The organism is Bacteroidales bacterium (genome assembly GCA_013314715.1).
In the GTDB taxonomy this organism is placed as follows: Bacteria; Bacteroidota; Bacteroidia; order Bacteroidales; family GWA2-32-17; genus Ch61.
Map to the genome: position 1 here is coordinate 1 of JABUFC010000072.1, position 9,155 is coordinate 9,155.

Annotated in this window: 11 protein-coding genes; all 11 read left to right on the plus strand. The window is 31.6% G+C overall.

Annotation, left to right across the window (positions count from 1 at the left end; all coding sequences use genetic code 11):
• Window positions 1–120: 120 nt before the first annotated feature.
• The 11 genes from HPY79_11855 (at window position 121) to HPY79_11905 (ending at window position 9,094) form a co-directional block, all read left to right on the plus strand.
• Window positions 121–2,004 (plus strand): phage tail tape measure protein, encoded by a 1,884-nt coding sequence (locus tag HPY79_11855; protein ID NSW46499.1) that lies wholly within the window; start codon window positions 121–123, stop codon window positions 2,002–2,004.
• Window positions 2,001–2,612 (plus strand): hypothetical protein, encoded by a 612-nt coding sequence (locus HPY79_11860; GenBank protein NSW46500.1) that lies wholly within the window; start codon window positions 2,001–2,003, stop codon window positions 2,610–2,612. Before HPY79_11855 ends, HPY79_11860 begins: the two co-directional genes overlap by 4 nt.
• On the plus strand, window positions 2,605–3,537 hold the full coding sequence (locus HPY79_11865; protein NSW46501.1) for a hypothetical protein: 933 nt from the start codon (window positions 2,605–2,607) through the stop codon (window positions 3,535–3,537). The genes HPY79_11860 and HPY79_11865 overlap by 8 nt, the downstream gene beginning before the upstream one ends.
• Window positions 3,534–4,082 carry a hypothetical protein gene (locus HPY79_11870; protein ID NSW46502.1) on the plus strand — a complete coding sequence of 183 codons (549 nt, stop codon included), beginning with the start codon at window positions 3,534–3,536 and terminating at the stop codon, window positions 4,080–4,082. Before HPY79_11865 ends, HPY79_11870 begins: the two co-directional genes overlap by 4 nt.
• On the plus strand, window positions 4,075–4,365 hold the full coding sequence (locus tag HPY79_11875; protein ID NSW46503.1) for a hypothetical protein: 291 nt from the start codon (window positions 4,075–4,077) through the stop codon (window positions 4,363–4,365). The genes HPY79_11870 and HPY79_11875 overlap by 8 nt, the downstream gene beginning before the upstream one ends.
• Window positions 4,362–4,631 carry a hypothetical protein gene (locus tag HPY79_11880; protein ID NSW46504.1) on the plus strand — a complete coding sequence of 90 codons (270 nt, stop codon included), beginning with the start codon at window positions 4,362–4,364 and terminating at the stop codon, window positions 4,629–4,631. The genes HPY79_11875 and HPY79_11880 overlap by 4 nt, the downstream gene beginning before the upstream one ends.
• A 38-nt stretch (window positions 4,632–4,669) precedes the next feature.
• A complete protein-coding gene (locus HPY79_11885; protein ID NSW46505.1) occupies window positions 4,670–6,067 on the plus strand; it encodes a hypothetical protein in 1,398 nt (465 codons plus the stop codon).
• Between the two features lie 2 nt (window positions 6,068–6,069).
• Complete coding sequence (locus HPY79_11890; GenBank protein ID NSW46506.1) at window positions 6,070–6,936, plus strand: hypothetical protein; 867 nt, start codon at window positions 6,070–6,072, stop codon at window positions 6,934–6,936.
• Window positions 6,929–7,405 (plus strand): hypothetical protein, encoded by a 477-nt coding sequence (locus tag HPY79_11895; GenBank protein ID NSW46507.1) that lies wholly within the window; start codon window positions 6,929–6,931, stop codon window positions 7,403–7,405. Before HPY79_11890 ends, HPY79_11895 begins: the two co-directional genes overlap by 8 nt.
• Window positions 7,406–7,407: 2 nt before the next feature.
• On the plus strand, window positions 7,408–8,217 hold the full coding sequence (locus HPY79_11900; GenBank protein ID NSW46508.1) for a hypothetical protein: 810 nt from the start codon (window positions 7,408–7,410) through the stop codon (window positions 8,215–8,217).
• Between the two features lie 76 nt (window positions 8,218–8,293).
• Entirely contained in the window at window positions 8,294–9,094 is an 801-nt protein-coding gene (locus HPY79_11905; GenBank protein ID NSW46509.1) for a DNA adenine methylase, read from the plus strand.
• The last annotated feature ends 61 nt before the right edge of the window (window positions 9,095–9,155 follow it).

Sequence of the window (9,155 nt, forward strand, 5' to 3'; positions counted from 1 at the left end):
AAAAATATTAGATGCAAAATGTAATGAAGCTCCTATAAACAATGAACTTAACAGTACAAATGAAATGATAAAAACAAAATGCTTTACTTTTAATTTCATAATGCAAAAATAAATTAAAAAATGGATTCGGCAAATATCAATATTAATATTAATCAAACGATTTTTCAGCAATTAAATACATTGCAGGCTGAATTCATAGAAATTAAAAACAGTGTACAAGTATTAGAAAAAAATACAGTAGGTTCATTTAATTCCATTAAAAATTCAATTGGTCGTTTAAGTCTTAATGCTGTAATCGAACAAATAAATCATGTTGCGGAATCTATCTCAGAATTAAACAAGCCGGCTATTGATTTTAATGCCCAAATAGCCGATTTAAGTGCAATAACAGGTATTGCGGGCAAAGATCTGGAAGAATTGAGTAAAGTATCAAAAGAAGTTGGAAGGAGTAGCGGTCTTGGTGCCTCGCAAGCTGCCGAAGCATTTAAATTGCTGGCCTCGCAAATAAGTGTCGATAAAATTGGAATAGATGGATTAAAGGAACTACAAAAACAAACCATTGTGCTTGCTCAGGCAACTGGTATGGATTTACCAACTGCAGCCAATGCAATGGCATCAGCTATAAATCAGTTTGGTTTAGAAGCTGCTGACGCAAGTCGTGTTATTAATGTTTTAGCTGCCGGTAGTAAATATGGTGCTGCCGAAGTACCCCAGCTTGCCGATGCATTTCAAAAAGCAGGTGCCGTTGCAGCAGCAGCTAAATTACCGTTAGAAGCGCTGGCAGGCGCTACTGAAGTATTATCGCAAAACGCAACGGTTGGTAGTGAGGCAGGTACAGCTATGCGTAATATTATACTTAAAATGCAAACCAGTTTGGGTTTTGACTTTAGTAAAATAACACTATCGCAAGCACTTGAAGAACTTAAACCTAAGCTAAATGATGTAACATTCTTATCAAAAGCATTCGTCGTGGAAAATATGGCTGCCGTGCAATATCTTATCCAAAACGCACAAGCAGTTGACGAAATGACTAAAAAAGTAACAGGCACCAATGTAGCATTAGAACAGGCAGAAATACGTAATAAAACATATGCTCATCAAATGGCTGTAGTTAAGGCTTGGGTTGATGATGTTAAGATAAGTATAGTGGAAATGACAGGACCCGTATTGCCGGCTATTGAAGTATTTGCCGGATTAGGAAAAACTCTATCGGGTTTACTTCCTTTGTTCAATTTGCTAATTAAAATGAAAATATTATTTAATAAACAAACCTACATTACCATTGGCAATTTAATTAAAGAGAGTGCATTATGGGTTAAAGATATTGCATTAAAAGGGTTGCAAGCAACCTGGACAGGTATTGTTACTGCAGCACAATGGGCTTTAAATGTGGCTATGAATGCCAATCCAATAGGTATAATTATAACAGCAGTAGGTGCACTTATTGGGTTATTCGTTATTCTTAAAGACAAATGGCGAGATTTGATAAATTGGTTTAAAGACACATGGGTAGGTAAATTTATTATGAAAGCCATAGAACCATTAATATATCTTGTTAAAGTATTATGGCCAAAATTCGAAGCAGGATTAAAAAAGATAGGCGATTTTTTTGAGACACTATGGCAAAAACTAAAAAAACTTGTAGAATATGTAACCGGAATGCCTATAACAGCGCTCGAGAAATATAAAGAAAACACTGAAAAATTAAAAACCTTACAAGAAATAAAATCTAAACAATTATTAATACTCAATAAAAGAGAAGATGTTAACAATCTTAATCATAAATCATCATCAATAACCAATCCTATAACCGGAAAAATAAGCGAAGTGAATGGAGGCAGTGCATCAGGAACGGTACGTAATAATAATATAAGAATTGAAAATCTTGTTCGCCAATTGATTGTTAACGTACAAAATGCAAATGATATACCTGCTAATATTAAGTCAATGGTAGAAGAAGCCCTCATTGCTGCCATTCGTGATACCGAAATAGCTATATCATGAGTAGAAATTATACCATACCAGAATTATTAAGTATTATCGGAATACGTGGATATATTCCTCAGGCAGCAGTTGCTATTAATAAAGCCATGCAGGCTAAATCTGAGTTAGATTATAGCCAATCTATTCGTAAAGCAACAGAACTTATCGTAGGCATCGAAGCACACGATTATGGCAAAAGCAGTTTTTTCGAAGGTATTCCTCTGTGGTTGCCACTTTTATTACAACACGACGACATAGGCGAATTACTGCTCGAAAATGCTATTGTTGATTTGACACGTACAAAAAATATTGTTACAACCGCAGTACAGGGATTAGATGGCACAATTAAAGAATATATTAGCAATGGCGATTGGCAAATATCCGTTCGAGGTATTTTAGCACAAAAACAATACGGATATCCAAAAGAACAGTATCAGCAATTGCTCAAATTCATGCAACTGAATAAGCCAATAAATGTTGCCAATCAATGGCTCAATGATGCAGAAATATATAGCATTGTAATAACGGATTTTAAACTGCCCTATAACCCACATATCAATTGCATTATATATGAATTTAACGCTTTATCGGACAAGCCGGTTGAACTAAAAATTAACGATGATGTTTAATCCGTTCATACATATAACCATAGGTAGGTATATATTTACATGGGTACATAAAGTATCGGTCGAATCGTCATGGCAAAATTTAACCGATACGGCAACTATTCTGCTTCCAAAAAACATTAAAATAAATTACAACCAATTACGTAACGAAATAAAAGTAGGTGATAGAGTTGAAATATCAGCCGGATACGATTTCCCGGCTAATGTTGTATTTAAAGGTTATGTAATAGGCATATTACCAAAAGTGCCCATTGAGATTAAATGCGAAGATGAAAGCTGGAAGCTTAAACAAAACACCATAACCGATACCATACGCAATGCTACCGTACAGAATGTCCTGAATAAATATTTCAAAGATTATAAAACTAAATGCTTAAACACAAAACTTGGTACTTATCAGATAAATAAAGCAAGTAAGGCTCAAATACTTAAATCACTGAGCGATCAATACGGGCTAAAATCATTCTTTCGAAACGATGTATTAGTTGTAGGTTTACCGTACGATAAAGAAACGGCACAAAAACATAAATTTGCATTTCAACGTAATATTAAAAGTCATAACCTCGAATATAAACGCAAAGATGATATTCGAATTAAAGTAACGGCAATAAGCAATATCCCTAATGGCAGTAAATTGGAATACGAATGCGGTGATGTCGACGGGGAACAACGCACATTGAATTATTATAATTTATCTATGAACGAACTCAAGGAAATTGCTCATCGTGAAATGGATAAACTTAAATACGATGGTTATCATGGCAATTTTACTGCATTTTTTGAGCCATTTGTGCATCACGGTGATATTGTTGAACTAATCGATTATGATGAAACAGATAAAGCAGGTAAATACTGGGTCGATGCTGTAAGTTACGAAATGGGAATAAATGGAATGAGTCAAACTATTAAACTGGGACCAAAAGCATGAACCTCGCAGAACTTATACGTCATATTGTAATGAGCAATATACCGGTACAGGTAGTTGCCGGCAAAGTTGCTGATATCGATGAGAGTAATGCCACCTGTACTATATCTATACAAGGAGATCCTACTCGATACGATGTTCAATTGCGTTCAATTATAAGTAATAATGAAGGATTTGTTATTATACCTGAATTAGAAAGTTATGTATTGGTAGGTATTATCAACAATAACCCCGTGCATTCGTTTATCGTAGCATATAGTGATATACAAAAAATATTAATCAAAAATACTGAGAGTATTACTCTCGAAATCTCCGACACTATAAAACTCAATGGTAACCAATATGGCGGACTTATTAAAATAAACGAACTTGTCCAGCGATTAAATGCTATTGAAAACGCTTTTAATGAACTTTTAAACGACTATAAAATGCATAATCATACACATCCGCAAGGATCTACAACAGGTATGCTTATTCCAAATACTCAGCTGCCCATACATAATACAACTGTAAATGAATTAGAAAACACAAAAGTATTGCATGGCTAACAAAGATATCATATTAGACAATAATAACGAGATATTGATACGTAACGGGGACTTCGTAATTGACGATGGATCGCAGCAACACATATCCCTATTATTATTAAGCAACCAGGGCGATTTTAAACAATATCCATTAACAGGCATAGGTATTTTTAAAAATTTAAATAGCCCTATGAATGCAACACTTAAAGCAAAATTATATCGTGAGATTAAAATTCAACTTGAAGATAATGGATTAAATGAAGTAAATATCGAAGGACCATTAAATCAAATGACTATTAAATGAAGATAACAGCACAAATAGAACAAAATATATTCGACATAGCATTACAATACTATGGTAATGCCGATGCTGTTTATGATATTCTATATGCTAACAAAATAACTTATAATACACCATTAATGCCCAATCTAAAATTAGAAGTAACACCTCAAAAAAATAAAACGACCGAATATTTTAATAATAAAACCATTGCCACCGGCGAAATATACTTATATACGCTTGGCAACGCAACTATTGACACCGATTATTCAACCTTTATAATTGATTAACTATGCAAAGAGATAGATTATATTTAAAAAACAGATTTATGACTGGAAGCAGACCAACACAGGCCGACTTCCACGACCTGATTGATAGTTTCTTCAACCACATGGATGATGCTTTTGAAAATTTCGGGTTGACATTATATAATTCAGAACGAATTTACAACACAAACGATACCTGCATATATAACGGTTGCATATACATATGTATCGAAAATAATATTTCAGGACCTTTTAATCTCGACAGGTGGGATTATATTACCGAAGTGCCTGCCATTTACTTATTAAATCAATGGCAAAATGATATTAATTACAATCAATACGATGTGGTAAGATATAAAGGCAAAGCTTATTACTCAAAGCTCAATAATAACATAGGTAACATACCAACTAAAACTACCTGGTGGCAAGAAGTTATTTGCAATAAACAAAATATGGTTAATTGGCAACCGGGTATTTACTTCAAAAATCAAAAAGTTATTTATAATAATAATGTATATCAGGTTAATTGCGATGCTTATATTTTATCAATTAATACTGCAACAGATATCAGTACCGGCATATTATTACCCATATTGCAAAAAAAATATATAAGCATATTAAATCTTGTTTGTGAAGTTAATGTTATTGACTTTTCTAATAACTACATCATTGAAATAGGAGATATAGAAAATTTTAAAAATGGAGAGAAAGTTGTTGTTAAAAGCTCAACCAACAAGTATAGTGAAGTTAGTATATATAATGAATATCAATCATTAAAATGGCGAATAAAAGAAGCCTTAACAGAATCTTCATATTCAAATTTATATTCATTTCCTAATTTACATAATATTATAGTTGTTAATAAAGAAAAAATGCAATTTACCATAGCAGGAACAGTATCGTTCGAATTTGGTTTTATACAGGTTAAAGAATCTTCCGATAATAACGGCTTCTATATTATTAATAATTTATTATATCAAAGCGGTACAACTATTATAACGGTTAATGAATCTATTAATTCCAATACAATTGATGGCATCATTCTCCAATATACCGGTTATAATATGATATATTCAACCAATAAATTAAATGGTTGTATTATAAAAGTTAGTGATGATAATGAAATTCGTTTTAGGTCTAATAAATATATTAATTATAAATCTAAAAATTACGAATTATTAGCATTAAATCATATAGAAAACTCATATGAACTTACAATAAATGCATCTTCATTATCTTCACAAGAGCCTTATGGAACTTGTTTATATGGATATACTACACAACTGCCGCATAATTTGAACGATTATTATTTCAATTATCAAATATACAACAATGAACGTGAAACAGTAACCTTAGAATCACTTCGATTAAAAGCATTGGATTTGAATAATGCCGAAATCGATGTAAAAGATCCGACTAAATATCCCAATGAAGAACATACTATCATATTAATTAGTTAGTTATGGCTCGAAGTACACAATACTTTTATGATTTATTAATTGCTGAAAAACAGCAATTTTCATCGCTTAATGGATTAACGCCAATTAGCGATACGAATCAACAGTTATTAAACGATTTATCTTCCAATAATAAAGTTGCTGTATGGCGATTATTCTTATGGATTTTTGCATACGGATTTCATGTTATTGATACATTATTCGATCATCATAAAAACGAGATCGAAACAATTATGAATAGCAAAGTTCCAGGGACCATCCAATGGCTACGAAATGAGATATTTAAGTTCCAATACGGATATAATTTAACCTGGATAGATAATAAATATCAATACACTCAAATAGATAATAATGCTCGAATAGTGAAATATTGCAGCATAAGTCAAGTAGGTAATCAGGTTCGCATTAAAGTGGCAAAGGAAGTGAATGATATGCCCGCACCATTGAATTTAAATGAATATAATGCACTTGTCAATTACGTTGAACAAATTAAATTTGCCGGGACTAATAGTGTGATTACATCTACACAACCCGATAAACTAAAACTACAGGTTACAATTAAGTATAACCCCCAAGTTTTGAATGGCAATGGCGAATTACTTAGTAATCCGTCTATCAAACCAGTAGAGAATGCCATAAATACCTACTTAAAATCATTAACTTTTGACGGCAAAGTGCTAAAAAATACACTTATTGATTTTATTCAAAAAGCCCAAGGCGTGGTAGATCTTATATTAATAGATTTATCGGCAACATACGGTAATTTGCCATATCAATCAATAATTGATGAATATCAAACCGACGCAGGTTATATTATCATAGAACCACAATATCCGTTAAATCAATCTATCAGTTACGTACCATATGTATAGCATAGATATAAATAGAATTGTAAAATTATTGTTGCCGCCTATATTACGTACAGGTAAAAATATTGATTTTATATTAGTACCTTTTCGAGTTATCCTTCAGTTAATTAACGAACTTAAGCAAATTCGTAATCATAATTTTTATTTTAGCCAATTTAATAGTCAAACTATATTACTACAACACTTATTAAATGATTTATTCGATAATCAACTGCGTCGCATTTATATTGTTAATACAGCCAACATATATTATCCATATTTTTACAACAAAATAGAAAATAAAGCACCTGTTTACCTCTTCAGAAAAACAGAAAATATAGCAACTTACTTAAATTTTCAAAGCGAATATCAATCGATCAATGATTTTATCGTTTACATTCCTTCGTCTTTAGTCATCAATATATCATTAATGAAATACTATATTGATTATTATAAAATAGCAGGTAAAAAATATCAAATTCAAACATACTAATTATGGACAGATTCTTATATTATAATGGCGGTATGCCAATTTATTTAGATGATATTAAATATCTCGATAATGTTTATCGTGAAACATTTAAACAATTATTACAAGCCTTCAATTTACCATCAAACATAAGTTGCATCATTAAAGGTTGTCAGGTAACGGAAACTCAAACTACCTACCAAATAAATGAAGGTATTATATCCTTAAATGGGGAACTATTATACGCACCGGCACAAAATGTTAATAAATACAATGTGCAAGGACAAACATATTATTGGATTATAGATAATGATTATTATTCTGATGGTTATAAGGTTCTTGCCAACGGACAAACAGTTGCTTCTTGGGAACAACGCTGGGCATTTGTTGCCTACGGAATTCCTCCATCATCATATTTACCTATGATAGGTGCTAAGTCATTATTAGATTATATCAATGATTATACATCACAGAAATTAATTGATAAAGTAGAACCACTTACACTCGTATCATCTCAAGCATTTTATCCCGGTTGGTCATCGCATAATGGGCTGCCTGTACGTTTTTACAAAGATTTAACAAGTAGAGTATATCTATCCGGTACAGCCAATAAAACAATAAATGCCGGAAGTAATATATTCATATTGCCTAATAATTACAGACCATTATATATTCACGACTATAATGTTGTCGGACTTGACGTATTAGGACAAGAAATAATTGCAAGAATAATAATTGCTACTAATGGTACAATTATATTAACCCATAATTTAACTAATAATGAACAAATACAAAGTATATCATTAGATGGTATATCATTTCGTTATTTAGGTTAAACATATAAATATCTAACATTTTTTTTATAAATTGGAATATTCATTGCATGGCAACATTATACTAAATCTAATTGCTATGAGTGAAAAATTAAATCTTAGAACTCCTGTTACTTATTATGGGGGTAAACAAAAAATGGTTAATAATATTTTACCGTTAATACCCGAGCACAAAGTGTATTGCGAACCATTTGCAGGAGGCGCTGCTATTTTCTTTGCCAAACAACCTTCAGATATAGAGATATTAAATGATACCAACAGGGAATTAATGAACTTTTACCAAGTGTTAAAAAACGATTTCACTTCATTAGAAAAAGAAATAAATATAAGCCTATACAGTCGTGATTTGCATCGTAAGGCATCAGTTATATATAATAATCCGGATATGTTCTCAGAAATTAAACGTGCATGGGCATTGTGGGTATTATCTACACAAGGCATGAATGGAATACTTGATGGTTCATGGGGTTATGAAAAATTAAATAATAAAACCATAAAAGCTTTCAATAATAAAAAATCACTTCTATCAACGGAATATGCTATAAGACTTCAAAATGTTCAATTAGAATGTGCAGATGCTATTTATGTTATTAAATCAAGAGATACTGAACATGCGTTCTTTTACATCGACCCACCTTACTATAATGCTAATATGGGACATTATGATGGATATACAATAGATGACTTTAAGTTATTGCTCGAAACTTTATCACAGATTAAAGGCAAGTTTCTACTTAGTTCTTATAGAAGTGATATTTTAAAAGAATTTCAAAATAGGTTTAATTGGCGTTCAAAAGAATTTAAAATGCGTGTTACTGCTTGTGCTAAAGATAAATATAAAGAAAAAATCGAAGTATTAACCGCAAACTATACTATTTAATATTAAATATTTTTGCACCTTTCGTTTGTCATTTATTGCACTTTTTGTTTGGCAGTTTATA